The organism is Amnibacterium sp. CER49 (assembly GCF_029846255.1).
In the GTDB taxonomy this organism is placed as follows: domain Bacteria; phylum Actinomycetota; class Actinomycetes; order Actinomycetales; family Microbacteriaceae; genus Amnibacterium.
Genome location: NZ_JARVWQ010000001.1, coordinates 1,873,805 through 1,891,279 on the forward strand (window position 1 = coordinate 1,873,805; position 17,475 = coordinate 1,891,279).

The 17,475-nt window shown below is 72.1% G+C and carries 18 protein-coding genes; 8 read left to right on the forward strand and 10 right to left on the reverse strand.

The window, feature by feature from the left end:
• Positions 1-186: 186 nt before the first annotated feature.
• Both sigK and QDR37_RS09170 read left to right on the forward strand, forming a co-directional pair.
• Positions 187-777, forward strand: a complete 591-nt coding sequence (sigK, locus tag QDR37_RS09165; RefSeq protein ID WP_279713329.1) for an ECF RNA polymerase sigma factor SigK — start codon at positions 187-189, stop codon at positions 775-777.
• Positions 774-1,604 carry an anti-sigma factor gene (locus QDR37_RS09170; protein WP_279713330.1) on the forward strand — a complete coding sequence of 277 codons (831 nt, stop codon included), beginning with the start codon at positions 774-776 and terminating at the stop codon, positions 1,602-1,604. Before sigK ends, QDR37_RS09170 begins: the two co-directional genes overlap by 4 nt.
• Positions 1,605-1,614: 10 nt before the next feature.
• Here QDR37_RS09170 and pstB read toward each other — a convergent pair whose 3' ends face one another.
• From pstB to QDR37_RS09205, 7 genes are all read right to left on the reverse strand, one after another.
• A complete protein-coding gene (gene pstB, locus QDR37_RS09175) occupies positions 1,615-2,394 on the reverse strand; it encodes a phosphate ABC transporter ATP-binding protein PstB (RefSeq protein ID WP_279713331.1) in 780 nt (259 codons plus the stop codon).
• A gap of 32 nt (positions 2,395-2,426) precedes the next feature.
• Entirely contained in the window at positions 2,427-3,506 is a 1,080-nt protein-coding gene (pstA, locus tag QDR37_RS09180) for a phosphate ABC transporter permease PstA (RefSeq protein ID WP_279713332.1), read from the reverse strand.
• Positions 3,506-4,447, reverse strand: a complete 942-nt coding sequence (gene pstC, locus QDR37_RS09185) for a phosphate ABC transporter permease subunit PstC (protein ID WP_279713333.1) — start codon at positions 4,445-4,447, stop codon at positions 3,506-3,508. Before pstC ends, pstA begins: the two co-directional genes overlap by 1 nt.
• 99 nt (positions 4,448-4,546) lie before the next feature.
• On the reverse strand, positions 4,547-5,665 hold the full coding sequence (locus QDR37_RS09190) for a phosphate ABC transporter substrate-binding protein PstS (protein ID WP_279713334.1): 1,119 nt from the start codon (positions 5,663-5,665) through the stop codon (positions 4,547-4,549).
• A 161-nt stretch (positions 5,666-5,826) separates the two neighbouring features.
• Positions 5,827-6,777, reverse strand: a complete 951-nt coding sequence (locus tag QDR37_RS09195) for an NUDIX domain-containing protein (protein WP_279713335.1) — start codon at positions 6,775-6,777, stop codon at positions 5,827-5,829.
• A complete protein-coding gene (locus QDR37_RS09200; protein ID WP_279713336.1) occupies positions 6,774-8,954 on the reverse strand; it encodes an RNA degradosome polyphosphate kinase in 2,181 nt (726 codons plus the stop codon). The genes QDR37_RS09195 and QDR37_RS09200 overlap by 4 nt, the downstream gene beginning before the upstream one ends.
• Positions 8,955-9,028: 74 nt before the next feature.
• Positions 9,029-9,712, reverse strand: a complete 684-nt coding sequence (locus QDR37_RS09205; protein WP_279713337.1) for a response regulator transcription factor — start codon at positions 9,710-9,712, stop codon at positions 9,029-9,031.
• A 123-nt stretch (positions 9,713-9,835) separates the two neighbouring features.
• Between QDR37_RS09205 and QDR37_RS09210 the strand changes: the two genes are divergently transcribed.
• The 3 genes from QDR37_RS09210 (at position 9,836) to QDR37_RS09220 (ending at position 12,107) form a co-directional block, all read left to right on the forward strand.
• The gene (locus QDR37_RS09210; RefSeq protein WP_279713338.1) at positions 9,836-10,096 is read left to right on the forward strand and encodes a hypothetical protein; all 261 of its coding nucleotides are present in this window, start codon (positions 9,836-9,838) and stop codon (positions 10,094-10,096) included.
• Between the two features lie 185 nt (positions 10,097-10,281).
• Positions 10,282-10,896 (forward strand): FABP family protein, encoded by a 615-nt coding sequence (locus QDR37_RS09215; protein ID WP_279713339.1) that lies wholly within the window; start codon positions 10,282-10,284, stop codon positions 10,894-10,896.
• A gap of 74 nt (positions 10,897-10,970) precedes the next feature.
• Positions 10,971-12,107, forward strand: a complete 1,137-nt coding sequence (locus QDR37_RS09220) for a glycine cleavage T C-terminal barrel domain-containing protein (RefSeq protein WP_279713340.1) — start codon at positions 10,971-10,973, stop codon at positions 12,105-12,107.
• A gap of 21 nt (positions 12,108-12,128) precedes the next feature.
• Here QDR37_RS09220 and QDR37_RS09225 read toward each other — a convergent pair whose 3' ends face one another.
• Positions 12,129-12,905, reverse strand: coding sequence for a class I SAM-dependent methyltransferase (locus QDR37_RS09225; RefSeq protein ID WP_279713341.1), 777 nt, complete (start codon positions 12,903-12,905; stop codon positions 12,129-12,131).
• A 54-nt stretch (positions 12,906-12,959) separates the two neighbouring features.
• Here QDR37_RS09225 and QDR37_RS09230 point away from each other — a divergent pair, with 54 nt between their 5' ends.
• Positions 12,960-13,718, forward strand: a complete 759-nt coding sequence (locus QDR37_RS09230; RefSeq protein WP_279713342.1) for a phosphoglyceromutase — start codon at positions 12,960-12,962, stop codon at positions 13,716-13,718.
• A gap of 322 nt (positions 13,719-14,040) precedes the next feature.
• Here the strand turns inward: QDR37_RS09230 and phoU are convergent, their stop codons facing one another.
• The gene (gene phoU / locus QDR37_RS09235; RefSeq protein WP_279713343.1) at positions 14,041-14,694 is read right to left on the reverse strand and encodes a phosphate signaling complex protein PhoU; all 654 of its coding nucleotides are present in this window, start codon (positions 14,692-14,694) and stop codon (positions 14,041-14,043) included.
• Between the two features lie 146 nt (positions 14,695-14,840).
• Here phoU and QDR37_RS09240 point away from each other — a divergent pair, with 146 nt between their 5' ends.
• Both QDR37_RS09240 and QDR37_RS09245 read left to right on the forward strand, forming a co-directional pair.
• Positions 14,841-16,007, forward strand: coding sequence for an ATP-binding protein (locus QDR37_RS09240; protein ID WP_279713344.1), 1,167 nt, complete (start codon positions 14,841-14,843; stop codon positions 16,005-16,007).
• Positions 16,004-16,708 carry a response regulator transcription factor gene (locus tag QDR37_RS09245; protein WP_279713345.1) on the forward strand — a complete coding sequence of 235 codons (705 nt, stop codon included), beginning with the start codon at positions 16,004-16,006 and terminating at the stop codon, positions 16,706-16,708. Before QDR37_RS09240 ends, QDR37_RS09245 begins: the two co-directional genes overlap by 4 nt.
• 37 nt (positions 16,709-16,745) lie before the next feature.
• Here the strand turns inward: QDR37_RS09245 and QDR37_RS09250 are convergent, their stop codons facing one another.
• Entirely contained in the window at positions 16,746-17,324 is a 579-nt protein-coding gene (locus tag QDR37_RS09250) for a hypothetical protein (RefSeq protein WP_279713346.1), read from the reverse strand.
• Between the last annotated feature and the right edge of the window lie 151 nt (positions 17,325-17,475).

Genomic DNA, 17,475 nt, shown 5'->3' on the forward strand with positions numbered 1-17,475 from the left:
TCCATTTCTCGCCGTTTCGAGCGGCCTCGCGCCGAGAGGCGTTTCTGCGGTCCGGTGCTCTCCCAGCAGGCTCATGGGCTTCTGCGGCAATCCGTTCCGGCTTCGGCTCCGGACACCTCTCTGAAGGCCGCCGATCGATCCTGCACGGTGCGGCGTCGTCGCGCGAGCAGCGGGAAGGAGCGTGGCATGCTGGCCGTCATGGACCCCGACGCCGGGGCGCTCCCCGGCACGCAGGACTCCAACGAGCAGCTGCTCGCCCGAGTCGCCACGGGGGACAAGCGCGCGTTCGCGCAGCTCTATGACGCCACGTCCTCGCGGCTCTTCGGTCTCGCCCGCCGGCTCCTCGTCGACCCGGCGCAGGCGGAGGAGGTCACCCAGGAGGTGTACCTCGAGATCTGGCAGACGGCGACCCGCTACGAGCCGACCCGCGGCACGGCGCTCGCCTGGATGCTCACCGTCACGCACCGTCGCGCGGTCGACCGCATCCGGGCCTCCCAGGCCAGCCGCGACCGCGACCTGAAGGTCGGCATCCGCGACCAGGAGCGCGAGTACGACTCGGTCGCCGAGACCGTCGAGATCACCGTCGAGACCCGCCGCGTGCAGGCCGCGTTGACGAAGCTCACCGAGCTGCAGCGCCAGGCCGTCACGCTCGCCTACTTCCGCGGATTGAGCCACAGCGAGGTGGCGCAGCTGCTGCACGTCCCCGTCGGCACGGTGAAGACACGCCTGCGCGACGGCATGATCCGCCTCCGTGATGAGTTGGGGGTAGGGACATGACCACACGACGCGATCCGCACCTGCTGTCCGGGGCCTACTCGCTCGACGCCGTGACGCCCGACGAGGCGGCCGCCGTCGAGGAGGCGATGGCGCACTCGGAGGAGCTCCGCGGCGAGATCGCCGAGCTCACCGACACCGCGGTGCTGCTCGGGATGTCCGTGCCGGCGGCCGACCCGCCGCCCGCGCTGCGCGCCCGTCTGCTCGATCTGATCGAGCAGACGCCGCAGCTGCCGCCCCTGGCCGACACCGAGGTCGAGGCCGACGCCGAGCGCGCCGTCCCGATCGCGGCCGAGCAGCCGGCGCCCGCGCCCGGGGTCGCCGTCCTCCGCTCCGACTCCCGGCACGTGGCGCCGCGTCGCCGGCGCCGCTGGACGCGTGGCCCCGCACTGCTCGCCGGGGCGCTCGTCGCCGCTGCCGCGGTGCTCTTCGGCGGCGGCATGATGCTCGACCAGCTCGTGAACCCGGCGCCGCAGAGCACGAGCGCGTCGGCGTTCGACCAGCTCAGGTCCGCTCGCGACGTGCAGCGCCAGACGGCGTCCGTCGCGGGTGGCGGCACCGCCGTCGTCTACTGGTCGAAGTCGCTCGACGAGTCCGCGGTGGTGCTCGACGGCGTCGCGCAGCCCGCGGGCAAGTCGCTGCAGATGTGGGTCGTCACCGGCGGCCGCGCCGCGAGCGCCGGCCTCTACGCCCCGCGGGGCGGGGAGCGCTACGAGCTGATGAAGGGCGCGCTGAAGCCCGACCAGGCGGTCGCCGTCTCGGTCGAGCCGGCGGGCGGCTCGTCGCAGCCGACGACGAAGCCGATCGTCGTCGTGCCCGTCGCGGCCTGAGCCGCCGGGATCAGCCGAAGCGGCCGGAGACGTAGTCCTCGGTCGCCTGCACGCTCGGGCGCGAGAACATGATCCGGGTGTCGTCGTACTCGATGAGCTTGCCCGGCTTGCCGGTGCCCGCGATGTTGAAGAACGCGGTGCGGTCGGAGACCCGCGAGGCCTGCTGCATGTTGTGGGTCACGATGACGATCGTGTACTCCTGCTTGAGCTCCTCGATGAGGTCCTCGATCGCGAGCGTCGAGATGGGGTCGAGGGCCGAGCACGGCTCGTCCATGAGGAGCACCTCCGGGGACACCGCGATCGCGCGGGCGATGCAGAGCCGCTGCTGCTGACCGCCGGAGAGCCCGGTGCCCGGCAGGTTCAGGCGGTCCTTGACCTCGTTCCAGAGGTTCGCGCCGCGCAGCGACCGCTCGACGAGGTCGTCGGCGTCGCTCTTCGAGATGCGCTTGTTGTTCAGCTTCACGCCGGCGAGCACGTTGTCGCGGATCGACATCGTCGGGAACGGGTTCGGCCGCTGGAACACCATGCCGATCTGGCGGCGCACGAGCACGGGGTCGACCCCGGAGCCGTAGAGGTCGCTGCCGTCGAGCAGCACCTGGCCCTCGACGTAGGCGCCGGGGATGACCTCGTGCATGCGGTTCAGCGTGCGCAGGAAGGTGGACTTGCCACAGCCGGAGGGGCCGATGAAGGCGGTGACCGAGCGCGGCTCGATCGTGAGCGAGACGTCCTCGACGGCACGGAACTTGCCGTAGTAGACGTTCAGATCCTTGACGGCGATGCGCTTGGACACAGGAGCCTTTCGAAAGCGGTGCGGGGACCGCGTCAGCGGGAGAGCTTCGGCGCGAAGAAGCGCGCCACGACGCGGGCGATCACGTTCAGCAGCAGCACGATGAGGATGAGCACGAGTGCGCCGGTCCAGGCCCGGTTGAAGAAGTCGTTCACGTGCGTGCCCGGTTGGGTCAGCTGCGTGTAGACGAACACCGGGAGCGTCATCATCCGCTGGTCGAAGAGGTTGTAGTTCATCGAGTCGGTGAACCCGGCTACGAGCAGCAGCGGGGCGGTCTCGCCGATGACGCGGGCGATGGCGAGCATCACGCCGGTGACGATGCCGGCGAGCGCCGTCGGCAGCACGATCTTCATGACGGTGAGCCAGCGGGGCACGCCGAGCGCGTACGACGCCTCGCGCAGCTCGTTCGGCACGAGCTTCAGCATCTCCTCGCTCGAGCGCACGACGATCGGGATCATCAGCAGGCTGAGCGCGACGGATCCGCCGAAGCCGGCGCGGTAGCCGGGGTTGTTCGTCAGCAGCTCGAACAGGGAGAAGGCGAACAGGCCCGCGACGATCGACGGGATGCCGGTCATCACGTCGACGAGGAAGGTGATCGCCCGGGCGATGACGCCCCGGCCGTACTCGACGAGGTAGATGGCGGCGAGGAGGCCGATCGGCACCGAGATGACGGTGGCCATGAGCGTGATCTCGAGGGTGCCCACGATCGCGTGGATCGCACCGCCGCCGGCGTCCGTGACGTTGCGCATCGACTCGCTGAAGTAGGCGACGTCGAACCGCGCGAGCCCGCTCGTGACCACGGTCACGAGCAGGCTGATGAGCGGCAGGAGCGCGATGCCGAACGCGGTGCAGACGAGCGCCGTGACGAGCCGGTCCTTCGCGCGGCGCGAGCCCTCGACGATGAACGAGGCGATGTAGACGACGACCACCCAGAGCACGAGCCCGAAGAAGATCGCGCCCGTCACGTTGTAGGCGGCGGTCATCCCGGCGAGCAGGAACAGCAGGAACAGCGCCCCGGTGACGGCGAGGCTGAGGCCGAGCAGGCCGACGGGGGAGTAGCGCGGCAGCTGCCCGGCGCGGAGCCCGGCCGGCACGGCGGTGGTGGTCGCGGCCATCAGATGCCCTTCCCCGCTGCGCGGCGGCCGACGACGGCCCGGGAGGCGGCGTTCACGACGAAGGTGATCACGAAGAGGATGAGGCCCGTCGCGATGAGGACGTTGACGTTCACCCCGAAGGACTCGGGGAAGTTCAAGGCGATGTTCGCCGCGATCGTCGTCGGGTTCTCGCTGCGGACGAGGAACGGCGAGATGATCACGCTCGGGGAGAGGACCATCGCGACGGCGAGGGTCTCGCCGAGGGCGCGCCCGAGGCCGAGCATGGCGGCCGAGACGATGCCGGCGCGGCCGAAGGGCAGCACCGTCATCCGGATCATCTCCCAGCGCGTGGCGCCGAGCGCGAGCGCCGCCTCCTCGTTCAGTCGCGGGGTCTGCAGGAAGATCTCACGCGACAGGGCGGTGATGATCGGCGTGATCATGACGGCGAGCACGATCGCGACCGTGAGGATCGTGCGGCCCGTGGGGGAGACCGGCCCGGAGAACGGCGGGAACCAGCCGAGCACGTGGGTCAGGAACGTGTAGAAGGGCTGCACGAACGGCGAGAAGACGAAGATGCCCCAGGCGCCGTAGACGACGCTCGGCACCGCGGCGAGCAGATCGATGATGGCGCCGAGGCCGCGGGCGATGCGACGCGGCGCGTAGTGCGAGATGAACAGCGCGATGCCGATCGAGAACGGCACGGCGACGATCAGGGCGAGCAGCGCGGCCCAGACGGTGCCGAAGACGAGCGGGACGACGTAGGCCCAGAAGCTCGAGAAGCCGTTGTTGAGGTCGGACGCCTTCACCCCGAACGCGGGGAGGCTCTGAACGACCAGGAAGATCGCGACGGCGGCGAGCGCGACGAGGATGAGCAGGCCGCCGACGAGGGCGGCTCCGGAGAAGACGCTGTCGCCGAGTCGCCTCGGCGCCCGGACGGTGGCCGGCGTGGCGGTCGCGGTCATTCGATCCTGTTCGTCGTGGAGGGCTGGACGGCCCGGGTGGGGAGATGCTAACCGCCCCGGACGGGATCTCGTCCGGGGCGGTCGGCCGTGCGGGTGCGGCTACTTGATGGAGGCCGCCGCGGCCTGCGCCTTCGAGGCGAGCGTGCCGGTCATCGGCGCCGACTTCGCCGTGGTGGCGGCGGCCTGCTGGCCCTCGGTGCTGGTGATGTACTGCGCGTAGGCCTTCACGAGGGCGCCCTTGGCGGCGTCCTGGTAGTCGGTGCACGCGATGAGGTAGCTGACCAGGGTCAGCGGGTACTCGCCCGCCGTGGTCGTGGTGCGGTTCACCTTGACGACGACGTCGTTGCCCGTGTGGGTCGAGTCGAGCGGCGAGGTCTCGGCGGTCTTCGAGGCGAGATCGGCCGAGGGCGCGACGAACGACGAGCCGACCTTGATCTTCGCGACGGACAGCGTGCCCACCGAGGAGTTGTCGACGTAGCCGATGGAGCCCTTGCCGTTCGTCACGGCGCTGACGACGCCGGAGCCCTTGGCGGCGCCCTCACCCGTCTTGAAGGGGAACACGTCGTCGGCGGCGGCGGTCCACACCGAGCCGGCGGCCTGGTGCAGGTAGTCCGTGAAGTTCTTCGTGGTGCCGGACTTGTCCGAGCGGTAGACCGGGGTGATGTTCGAGCTCGGCAGCGAGACGCCCTTGTTGAGCGCGGCGATGGCCGGGTCGTTCCAGGTCGTGATCTTGCCGGAGAAGATCTTCGCGGTGGTGGTCGCGTCGAGGTTCAGCGTCTTCACGCCGGCGAGGTTGTAGACCAGCGCGACGGACGAGACGTACACCGGGATGTCGATGCCCTTGGTGCCCGACTTGCACATCTTGAACGAGCCGGCGAGCTCCTCGGGCTTCAGGGCCGCGTCGCTGCCGGCGAAGTCGGCGCCGCCGCCCTCGAACGCCGTGCGGCCGGCGCCGGAGCCCTGCGGGTCGTAGTTCACGGTCACGCCGCTGTTGGCGGTCTGGAAGCCCTTCTGCCACGCCGTCTGCGCGTTGGACTGCGCGGAGGAGCCGACACCGTTCAGGGTGCCGTTGAGGTTCGCGGCGGGCGCGGTGCTGGAGGACGACGACGAGCTCGGGGTGCTGGAGGACGACGAGCCGCTGCTGGACTCGTTGCTGGCGCACGACGAGAGCGCGAGCGCTGCGGTGAGGGCCGTGCCGAGGGCGAGGCCTGCGCGCATGTGCTTCAAGAGGTTCCTTCCGAGGAGGAGTGATGGCAGGTGCCCGGGCAGGGTGCAACCTGCTGGGTGGGCGCCTGCGACGGTACGGAAGGCGGATGGCGCGGTGCGGGCCCTCCGGTGAACGGGAGGTGAACAGGCCTCCTGTGGTGTTCCCGCCCCGCTCACTCCGGAACGGCGTACGTCTCCATGGCGAGGATCCGGTGCGGAGCGGCCGACGCGAGGTGCACGACCGTGAACTCCGCAGTCGCGAGGATGCCGGCCCGGGTCATCCGGCCGCCGTTCGGGCTGCCGGTCACCTCGGCGATCTGCTCGAGGATCTCGGGCAGCACGGGCGCGTGGCTGCAGATCACCGTCGTGCGTCCCTTGCCCACCCGGCGCTCGACGTAGGCGCGGATGCCGGATGCGTCGTGGCCGCTGCGTTCCCAGCCCTCCTGGCTGATCGCCGGCACCTCCTTCACGGGGATCCCCGAGGCCTTCGCGAACGGTGCGACGGTGGCGAGGCAGCGCGCGGCGGGGCTGCTGCCGATGCGGGTGGGGCCCCAGGCGGCGAGCGCCGGCACGACCGCGCGTGCCTGGGCGCGGCCGCGCGTCGTGAGCTGCCGATCGGCGTCGAGGCCGGAGGGCGAGTCGAACTCGGCCTTCGCGTGCCGGAGCACGATCAGGCGGAAGCTGTCGAGGTCGCCGGTGACGGCGAGCTCGGCGAAGCGCTGCACCACCTCGCCGTCGCGCTCGTAGGTGAGGCGGCGGCGCGCCTTCGCCAGCGGCACCCACTCGATCTCGTCCACCTCGGCGTTCGGGCTGAACCGGCCGCGCTCGAGCTCGGTCTTCGGCACCTTCGCCGCCCAGTAGACGACGGTCTTGTCGCGGCCGCCCGGCAGCGTGTACTGCGCCGTGCCGAGGGGCATGCCGAGGGTCACGGCGAAGCCGGTCTCCTCGGAGATCTCGCGCACGGCGGCCTCCGGCAGGGACTCGCCGGGGTCGACCTTGCCCTTCGGCAGGCTCACGTCGCCGTGCCTCGGCCGCGAGATCAGGAGGATCTCGATCGCTTTGTGGCGCCGCCGCCAGCACACCGCACCCGCGGCGAGTACCGGGCCCGATGCGGCGTCGGTCACCGGCCCGGGCGCTTCCTCGTGACGAGCTGCTGCTGCACCGTCGACTGCAGGTCGGCGAGCGCCTTGCCGTTGCGGCCCTTCGCGACCCGGGTCCAGACCCCGATGTCGTCGAGATGCCAGGACGACGTGGTGTCGCTCATCGCGAGGTCGAACAGCGCCTCGAGCTCGTCGATGTGGCTCTGCCGACCGAGCCGCACGAGGGCCTCGACCCGGCGGTCGAGGTTGCGGTGCATCATGTCGGCGCTGCCGATGTAGACGAACGGGTCGCCGTCGTTCGCGAAGGCGAAGATGCGCGAGTGCTCGAGGTAGCGGCCGAGGACCGAGCGCACCCGGATGGTCTCGCTGAGTCCGGGCACCCCGGGCCGGAGGCTGCAGATGCCGCGCACCCAGATGTCGACCTGCACGCCCGCCTGGCTCGCGCGGTAGAGGGCGTCGATGATCGCCTCGTCGACCATCGAGTTCACCTTGATGCGGATGCGGGAGGGCCGGCCCGCCTCCGCGTGGGCGCGCTCCGTGTTGATGCGCTTCAGCAGTCCCTTGCGCAGGTGCAGCGGGGCGACGAGCAGCCGCCGGAACTTCTTCTCGATGGCGTAGCCGGAGAGCTCGTTGAACAGGCGGGTGAGGTCGCTCGCGACCTGGTCGTTCGCGGTGAAGAGGCCGAGGTCCTCGTAGATCCGGCTCGTCTTCGGGTTGTAGTTGCCGGTGCCGATGTGGCAGTAGTTCTTCAGCCGGCCGTCCTCGCGCCGGACGACGAGTGCGAGCTTGCAGTGGGTCTTCAGCCCGACGAGGCCGTAGACGACGTGCACCCCGGCGCGCTCGAGCTTGCGGGCCCAGTCGATGTTGTTCTGCTCGTCGAAGCGCGCCTTGATCTCGACGAGCGCGAGCACCTGCTTGCCGGCCTCGGCCGCATCGATCAGGGCCTCGACGATGGGGCTGTCGCCCGAGGTCCGGTAGAGCGTCTGCTTGATCGCGAGCACGTCCGGGTCGGCGGCGGCCTGCTCGAGGAAGGCCTGCACGCTCGTCGCGAACGACTCGTACGGGTGGTGCACGAGCACGTCGCCGGCGGCGATCGCCGCGAAGAGGTCGGGCTTCGCGTTCGGCTCACCAGGCAGGAACGCGGGGTTCGTCGCCGGCACGAAGTTCGGGTAGTGCAGGTCGGGCCGGTCGAGGCGGTTCAGCTCGAACAGGTCGGCGAGGTCGAGCGGCCCCGGCAGGTTGTAGACCTCGTCGCGCGTGATGCCGAGCTCGGAGACGAGCAGCTCGAGCACCGTGTCGTCCATGTCCGCGGTGATCTCGAGGCGGATCGGCGGCCCGAACCGGCGCCGCAGCAGCTCGCGCTCGAGCGCCTGCAGGAGGTTCTCGGTCTCGTCCTCCTCGATCTCCACGTCCTCGTTGCGGGTGAGCCGGAAGACGTGGTGCTGCAGCACCTCCATGCCGGGGAACAGGTCGGTGAGGTGGTGCGCGATGAGGTCCTCGAGCAGCACGAACGAGGCGCCGCGACGCACGTCGCCCGCGGTGACCGGCACGAGCCGCGGCAGGACCCCGGTCGGCACCTTGAGCCGCGCGAACTCGGTGCGGCCGACCTTCGGGTTGCGCACCTGCACGGCGAGGTTCAGCGACAGGCCGCTGATGTACGGGAACGGGTGCGCGGGGTCGACGGCGAGCGGCATCAGCACCGGGAAGATCTCGGTGCTGAACACCTCGCCGAGGCGGTCGCGCTCGGGCTCGGGCAGGTCGTCGACGGCGACGATGCGGATGCCGGCCTGCTCGAGCGCGGGGCGCACCTGCTGCTGGAACAGGTTCGCGTGCTGCACCTGCAGCACGTGGGCCGCCGCGTTGATGTCGGCGAGCACCTCCTTGGGTGCCGTGCCCACGTTCGTCGGCACGGCGAGGCCCGTGACGATGCGCCGCTTGAGGCCCGCCACGCGCACCATGAAGAACTCGTCGAGGTTCGATGCGAAGATCGCGAGGAAGTTCGTCCGCTCGAGGACCGGCAGCGACGGGTCCTCCGCGAGGTCGAGCACCCGCCGGTTGAAGGCGAGCCACGACAGCTCGCGGTCGAGGAAGCGGTCTGCGGGAAGGTCCCCGGCGTCGTCGAGCGCGGCGGGCGGTGCGTCGTAGTCGTCGAGGACGTCGGTCACCGAGCGGGCGGTGTCGGCCGCGTCATCCGAGTCCATGGCGCCATCCTTCCATCGCGGACCCGCCCTCGCAGGGGAGCGCCAGACGGAACCCGGGATCCGCTCAGGAACGGTTACCGGGTGGACGCGAGCCGCTCCTCGTCCTCGGTCACGTTGAAGCGGTAGCCCACGTTGCGCACGGTTCCGATGAGCCCTTCGAGGTCGCCGAGCTTCGCGCGGAGACGCCGCACGTGCACGTCGACGGTGCGTGTGCCGCCGAAGTAGTCGTAGCCCCACACCTCGCTCAGCAGCTGCTCGCGCGTGAACACCCGCGACGGATGCGTGGCGAGGAAGCGGAGGAGCTCGAACTCCTTGTAGGTGAGGTCGAGCGGGCGACCGTGCACCTTCGCGGAATAGCTCGCCTCGTCGATGACGACGCCGGAGGTCTGGATCTTCGAGCTCACCTCGGGCTGCGCGAGGCGCCCGATCGCCAGCTTGATGCGCGCGTCGACCTCCGCGGGGCCGGCGGTGACGAGCACGACGTCGTTCGCGCCCCACTCGGCGTTCACCGCGGTGAGGCCGCCCTCGGTGAGGATGAGCAGCAGCGGCACCGTGATGCCGGTGGTGGTGAGCACCTTGCAGAGCGACTTCGCGCTCGCGAGGTCGTGGCGCGCGTCGACGAGGATCACGTCGGCCGAGGGCGCGCCGATCAGCTCGGCGGGCTCGGCCGGGATCGCCCGGACCCGGTGGTTCAGCAGGCTCAGGGCGGGCAGCACGTCGTCATCGACCTGCGGGGTGAGGATCAGCAGCTGCGCCACGGGGGTTCCTCCAGGCGGATGGCGTGCGCTCATAGTAGAGGAGCGCCACGTCCCTGGACCCGCCGCCTTCGACTCCGGGCCGAGCATCAGCGCGGGCGGGCGCTCCTGCGGCAGGATCGAGCGGTGGATCGCAAGCGGACGGCCGTCGTCGCCGTGTGGGCCGGCGTGCTCGTCGCGGTCGTGCTCGTCGCCGCGCTCGTGCACGGCCCGGTCGTCTACGCGGTGCTCGCGCTCGTCGCGATGATCGCGGTCGCCGTGGCGATGACCGTGCAGCTCGCGGTGGGGGAGCAGCACGGGTTCGTGGCCCGCGTGATGGCGAGCTCGTGCGGCGCGTTCGCGCTCGTGCTCGTGGGCGCCGCCATCCGCGCCGTCGCCGGCGGGTGAGCCTGCGCGGGTCCGGAGGGGGCGATCGGTAGACTTCCGAGCCATGCAGCTCGCTCTGGAGATCTTCTACCTCGGGCTGCTCGGCCTCGCCTCGCTCGCCATCGCCTTCGTGTCGCTGGTCGTGCTCTACAACCTCTTCCGGGGCCAGCGCTGACGCACCCCCGCCGCACCTCACCGGAGCGCTCATGATCGACCTGCCCACCGGGCTGCCGGCCGAGCTCGTGCCGCTGTCGTGGCTGATCGGCGTGTGGGAGGGCACCGGCCTCGTCGAGTACGAGGTCGGCGACACGGTCCGGCGGCACGAGTTCGGGCAGCGGGTCAGCTTCAGCCAGGACGGCGTGCCGTGGCTGAACTACAGCTCGTACACCTGGCTGCCCAACCGCGGTGAGGACGACGACGGCTCGACCACCCCGCTCGTCTCCGAGTCCGGCTACTGGCGGCTCAGCCGCCCGCCCACGGAGGGCGACCCGGGCCCCGGCATGCTGCCCGGCACCGGGCCGCGGCCGTTCTCGACCGCGACGAGCGTCGAGACCCTGCGCAACGCCGCCGACGGCTTCGACGTCGAGGTGTCGCTCGTGCACCCGACCGGCGTGACCGAGCTCTACCTCGGCCGCGTCAAGGGGCCGCGGGTCGATCTCGCCACCGACGCGGTCATGCGCACCGAGAGCGCGAAGGAGTACTCGGCGGCGACCCGGCTCTACGGGCTCGTCGAGGGCGATCTGCTCTGGGCCTGGGACATCGCGGCGCTCGGCCAGGAGCTGAAGACCCACGCCTCGGGACGCCTCCGCCGCGTCGACTGACCCTCTCCGCTCCGTTACCGCCCAGGACCCCGGCGGGGCGCAGCGGGTGCGATCGCGATACCTACACTCGTCGGGTGTCGAGTCCCGAGCCCCAGGAGCAGGCCCTGCACGAGCCGAGCCCGTTCCTCGCGCTGCCCGGCGCCGTCGCCGCGACCGGCGCCGACGCGGGGGTCGCCGCGCACTACGGCGAGCCCGTCCGTGAGCAGCGCGCGCTCGCGCAGGGCCGTGCGGTCGTCGACCTGTCGAGCCGCGGCGTGCTGCGGGTCTCCGGCCCCGACCGGCTGACCTGGCTCGACTCGATCACGAGCCAGCGCCTCATCGGGCTGGCGCCCGGCGGATCCGCCGAGACGCTGCTGCTCGATCCCTCCGGCCGCATCGAGCACGCCGCCGCGGTCGTCGACGACGGCGAGGGCGCCTGGCTCGTCGTCGAGGCCGACGAGGCCGCCCCGTTCGCGACGTTCCTCGACCGGATGCGCTTCCTGAAGCAGGTGACCGTGGAGGACCGCACCGGCGACACCGCCGTGGTCGCTTCGCTCGGCGCGCCGCCCGAGGCCGTCGCCGACGTCGCGGCCGCCCTCTGGGCCGACCCCTGGTCGACCGGCGCCGCCGGCGGCGTCACCCGCGCCGAGGGGGAGCACCCGGGCGAGGCGTTCCCGCTGTCGCTCGCGCTCGTGCCGCGGCCCGCGCTCGCCGGACTCGCGGGGCGCGCCCGTGCGGGGGAGCTGACGGTCGCGGGCACGCTCGCGCTCGAGGCCCTGCGCGTCGCGGCGTGGCGACCCCGGTTCGCCGCGGAGGTCGACGCCCGCACCATCCCGCACGAGCTCGACTGGCTGCGCAGCGCCGTGCACCTCGCGAAGGGCTGCTACCGCGGTCAGGAGACCGTCGCGAAGGTGCACAACCTCGGCAGGCCCCCGCGCCGGCTCGTGCAGCTCGACCTCGACGGGTCGGCCGGCGTGCTGCCCGCGCCCGGCGCGTCGGTCCTCGACGGCGACCGCGAGGTCGGCGCCGTCACGAGCGTCGCGCTGCACCACGAGGAGGGCCCGATCGCGCTCGCCGTGGTGAAGCGCTCGGTGGCCTCCGACGCGGTCCTCACCGTGCCGACCGACGACGGCGCGGTCACCGCAGCGCAGCGGGTGATCGTCCCGGCCGACGCGGGACCGGCCGTGAGCGTGCCGCGGCTCCCGCGGCTCGGCGCCGTGCGGCGCGACTGAGCGCCCCGCTCCGCTCAGCACCTAGCGCGGCGCGACCGCGTCCCAGTCGACGGTGAGCTCGCCGAGCCGCCACCGCCTGGCGTCGCCCTGCACGGGCCAGCCCTCGGCGCGCACCGCCTCCGCCGTCGCGAGGAAGCGCTGCGCCGGCCCGTAGACCGACAGCGGGCTCGCCCGCGCCCACGCGAGATCGAGCGCGGTGAGCCACGCGTGGATCCCTTCGCCCGGCACGTTGCGGTGGATGAGCGCCTTCGGCAGGCGGGGCGCGACCTCGGCCGGCGTCTCGAGGCCGGTCAGCCGCAGCGAGAGCGTGAAGCGCTGCGGGCCGTCGGCGGTCACGTCGACCCAGGAGGCGATGCGGCCGACCTCGTTCGAGGTGCCGTCGACGAGCACGCCGCCGTCGGCGAGCCGGTCGGTCATCCGCCTCCAGGCGTCCGGCACCTCGGCCTCGTCGTACTGGCGCAGCACGTTCATCGCCCGGATCAGGAGCGGCCGTTCGCCACCCGGTGCCGGCACCTCGAAGCCGCCGAGGGCGAAGTCGACGCCGTCGCCCGCGGCCGGCAGGGCGGCGGCGACGCGGTCGGGCTCGATCTCGAGACCGAGCACCCGCACGTCCGGCCGCACCCGGCGCAGCCGTTCGGCGAGCTCGAGCGCGGTCCAGGGGCGCGCCCCGAAGCCGAGATCAACGACGAGCGGTGCCGGTGGGGCGGCGCGGAGCACGGGCAGGGCGGCGAGGTAGCGGTCGACGCGGCGCAGGCGGTTGGTGCCGGTCGTGCCGCGGGTGACCCTGCCCTCCGGCATGTGCTCGACCCTACGGCCCGGGAGCCGCCCGCAGGCCGCCCGTACACTGGCCGCATGCCGGCCGAATCGTCGCTCCTGCTCCTCCGCCACGGCTCCAGCGAGTGGAACGAGAAGAACCTGTTCACCGGTTGGGTCGACGTGCGGCTCACCGATCGGGGTGTGGAGGAGGGACGCCGCGCCGGTCGCCTGATCCGCGAGGCCGACCTCGTCCCCGAGCACGTCTACACGTCGGTGCTCACCCGCGCGATCCAGACCGCCGACGAGGCGCTGCTCACCGCCGATCTCGCGTGGCTGCCGGTCACGCGCCACTGGCGGTTGAACGAGCGGCACTACGGGGCGCTGCAGGGCAAGGACAAGGCCGCCACGCTCGCCGAGTACGGCCCCGAGCAGTTCAAGACCTGGCGCCGCTCGTACGACGTGCCGCCGCCCCCGCTCGACCCGGGTGCGGAGTACTCGCAGTCGGCCGACCCGCGCTACGCCCTGCTCGGCCCCGACGTGCCGCGCACCGAGTGCCTGAAGGACGTCGTCGACCGGATGATCCCGTACTGGGACGTCGAGATCGCGCCGCGGCTCCGTGCGGGGCAGCGGGTGCTCGTCGTCGCGCACGGCAACTCGCTGCGGGCGCTCGTGAAGCACCTCGACGGCATCTCCGACGACGACATCGCCGAGCTGAACATCCCGACCGGCATCCCGCTGCACTACCGCCTCGACGAGCACCTGCGGCCCGTCGTGCCGGGTGGCGAGTACCTCGACCCCGAGGCGGCCGCGGCCGGCGCCGCCGCGGTGGCGGCGCAGGGCACCGCCAAGGCGTGAGTCGCACGCTCGTCCACCTGCAGGCGGGCGACGGCTCGGGGGCGCGGAGTGGGACGATCCCGCCGGCCGGCCGGTGATCGGGCTGCACGGCACGCCCGGATCCCGGCCGGTGCGGTCCGCCGACGAGGCGGCGCTCGCCGCCGGACGACCGGCATCCGCCGGCTCGCGGCCCTCGCCGCGGCGGAGTAGTCCCGATCCACCACCGATCGCGGATCCGGAAGAATCCCCCGACACGCCGATAGGAACACCGCTGCGCCCGGCGTGTCGCGCAAGAACTCCGGAACGGCGGGAGAAGTCCGGATCCGCGAAGGTCGGGATCGGGTCAGGTGGCGGAGACGACCCAGTCGCCGGTCTGCAGGTACTGCACCTTCTTCGCGATCGACACCGCGTGGTCGGCGAAGCGCTCGTGGTACCGGCTGGCGAGCGTCGCGTCGACGGTGTCGCTCGCGGCGCCCTTCCACGTCTCGCCGAGCACCTTGTCGAACACCGACAGGTGCAGCTCGTCGACGAGGTCGTCCTCGTTGCGGATCTCCTCCGCGAGGTCGGCGTCCTCGCTCTCGAGCAGACGGGTGAGCTTGCGGGCGATCGCGACGTCGAGCCGCCCCATCTCCTTGAACGTCGGCCGCAGCGACTTCGGCACCACCTTCTCGGGGAAGCGCGTGCGCGACAGCTGGGCGATGTGCTCGGCGAGGTCGCCCATGCGCTCGAGCGACGCGCTGATGCGGAGGGCGGCGACGACGATGCGCAGGTCGCGGGCGACGGGCTGCTGCCGGGCGAGGATGTCGATGGCGAGCTCGTCGAGCGTGTGCGTGAGGTCGTCGATGAGGTGGTCGTCGGCGATCACGCTCTCCGCGAGGGTGACGTCCTGGTTGCTGAAGGCCGTTGTGGCCTTGTCGATGGCGTCCGCCACGAGGTCGGCGATGCGCACGAGACGCTCGCGCACCTCGTGCAGCTCCTGCTGGAAGACCTCGCGCACAGGTCGCCCCTTCCCATAAGACGGACCTCCAGTCTGGGGGTCGAACATGAACACGCGGTGCCACCACGGCGAACGTCGCATGTATTCGTCGGCAGCCGGGGTGCCGCGGTGAATGCGCTCGTGAGCAGGCCCCTAGTGTGAGCCGCATGCGCACGGCGGACCTCGTGCTCGTGGCCCTGCTCCTCGGTGCGGCCATGGGCGTCGTGTTCACCGTGCTCGTGCAGGCGGCGCGTGCCCGCGCCGCCGCCGCTACCGCGGTCCTCGAGCAGCACCTGCCCGACGGTGTCGCCGCCGTGCTGCAGACCCTCGACGAGCCCGCGGTCGTGCTCGACGGGTCGACGAGCGTGCTGCTCGCCACCGACGCGGCCCAGTCCCTCGGCCTCGTGGCGGGCCGGCTGCTCGCGCACCCCGAGGTCGCCGCGGTCGTCGACGACGCCCGCGGGGCGCACGAGCCCCGCCGCGCCGAGCTCGTGCTCCGCCGGGGCGCGGTCGGCACCGCGTCGCTGCACGTCACCGTGCGGGCCGCGCCGCTCGGCGTGAGCCTCGTGCTGCTGCTCGTCGAGGACCGCTCCGACGCCGTCCGGCTCGAAGCCGTGCGGCGCGACTTCGTCGCGAACGTGAGCCACGAGCTGAAGACGCCGATCGGCGCGGTCGGGCTCCTCGCCGAGGCGCTCGACTCCGCCGCGGACGACCCCTCCCAGGTGCGCCGATTCGCGGGCCGGCTCACCGCCGAGGCCGGACGCCTCGCGTCGATCACCCGCGAGATCATCGACTTCTCCCGCATCCAGGCCCGCGACCCGCTGCACGAGCCGCAGCCCGTGGCGCTCGACGAGCTGCTCGCCGCAGCGATCGACCGCAGCCGTGTGGCCGCCGAGGCGAAATCGGTCGAGGTGGTCCGGGGCAAGCGCAGCGCGCTGCACGTGCTCGGCGACGAGGCGCTGCTGACCACGGCCCTGCACAACCTGATCGTGAACGCGGTGCAGTACTCGCCGCCTGGCGGCCACGTCGGCGTCGGGGCGCGGGTGCGCGACGGCGTCGTCGAGATCTCGGTGTCGGACCAGGGCGTCGGCATCGCCGACGACGACCTCGAGCGCGTCTTCGAGCGCTTCTACCGCGGCGACCCCGCCCGGTCCCGCTCGACCGGCGGCACCGGGCTCGGCCTCAGCATCGTCAAGCACATCGTCGAGAACCACGGCGGCGACGTGCGCGTCTGGTCGCGCGTCGGCCGTGGGTCCACCTTCACCATCCGGCTGCCCGAGGCGGCAGCACCCGACGCCGCCCGTCCGCGGCGCCGAGAGAGGGAACGCGTATGACCACCAGGATCCTGCTCGTCGAGGACGAACCGGCGATCGCGGAGCCCCTGCTCTACCTGCTCGAGCGGGAGGGCTACGAGGTGCAGGTCGCGGCCGACGGCGGCGACGCGCTCGTCCGGTTCGGGCGGGGCGGGGTCGATCTCGTGCTGCTCGACCTGATGCTGCCCGTCATGCCGGGCACCGAGGTGGCGAAGCGGATCCGGACCTCGTCCGACGTGCCGATCATCATGCTCACGGCGAAGGACTCGGAGGTCGACATCGTCGTCGGGCTCGAGCTCGGCGCCGACGACTACGTCACCAAGCCGTACTCGAGCCGCGAGCTGCTCGCCCGCATCCGCGCGGTGCTGCGGCGCCGCGTCGAGGCCGCTTCGGGTGCCGGCGCCCCGGACGTGCTCGAGTCGGGCACCGTGCGGCTCGACGCCGACCGGCACGCCGTCTTCGTCCGCGGCCGTGAGACGGCGATGCCGCTCAAGGAGTTCGAGCTGCTCGAGCTGCTGCTGCGCAACGCCGGCCGGGTGCTCACCCGCGGGCAGCTCATCGACCGCATCTGGGGCTCCGACTACTTCGGCGACACCAAGACGCTCGACGTGCACGTGAAGCGCATCCGGGCGAAGATCGAGGACGACCCGGGCGAGCCGCGCATGCTGCTCACCGTGCGCGGGCTCGGCTACCGGTTCGAGGACCTGCCCCCCGAGGTCTGAGCGCCGCCCGGAGCGCGCTCGCCGGCTCGAGGAGCCGTCAGGGCGTGCTGGTCGGCGTCGGCGTCGGGGCGGCGCTCGAGGTGACCCCCGGCGTCGCGCTCCCGGAGGGCGCGGGGGCCACGGTCGCGGGTGCGGAGGGCGCAGGCGGGGTCGGGGTGAGCGTCGAGTACCCGGGCAGGGTGTTGTCGAGCACGGGCACGTCCATGTCGGCGGTCGTCGAGCCCGCCGTGACGCGGATGCGGAAGTTCGAGCCGACCGGCGCGGTGATGCCCGACAGCTGCACCGGGGTGCCGCCCGAGCCGGGACGGATGTTCACGAGCGCGTTGCCCGGCACCTGCACCGACGTGCTCGCCGGCCCGGACTTCGCGGTCCAGGCGAGCTCCACCGGCACAGCGGCTCCGCTGCGGTTGATGAGCGAGGTGACGAGCGTGGCCGTGCGGCCGTCGAGGGAGAACAGGATCGCGTTGCGGACGTCGACCGAGCCGACCGAGTAGTCGACGCCGTCGGAGACCTGGTTGATGCGCACGGTGTCCTGCGGCGTGATGAACTCGCAGCCGCTCACGCCGACGAGGACGAGCCCCGCCAGAACGACGGATGCCGCTCGGCGCATCTTCACCTGGGTTCCCTTCGCTCGCCCGTCGCCCGCGGTCCCGGAGGAACCGGGGACGGTGGCGACGGAACCGCGTGCAGCCTAGCGGACGGGCCCCCTCCGGACCCCGGCCCGGGGCCTCGCCCGCCTGCCTGAATGATCGCTGTGCTACCATAAA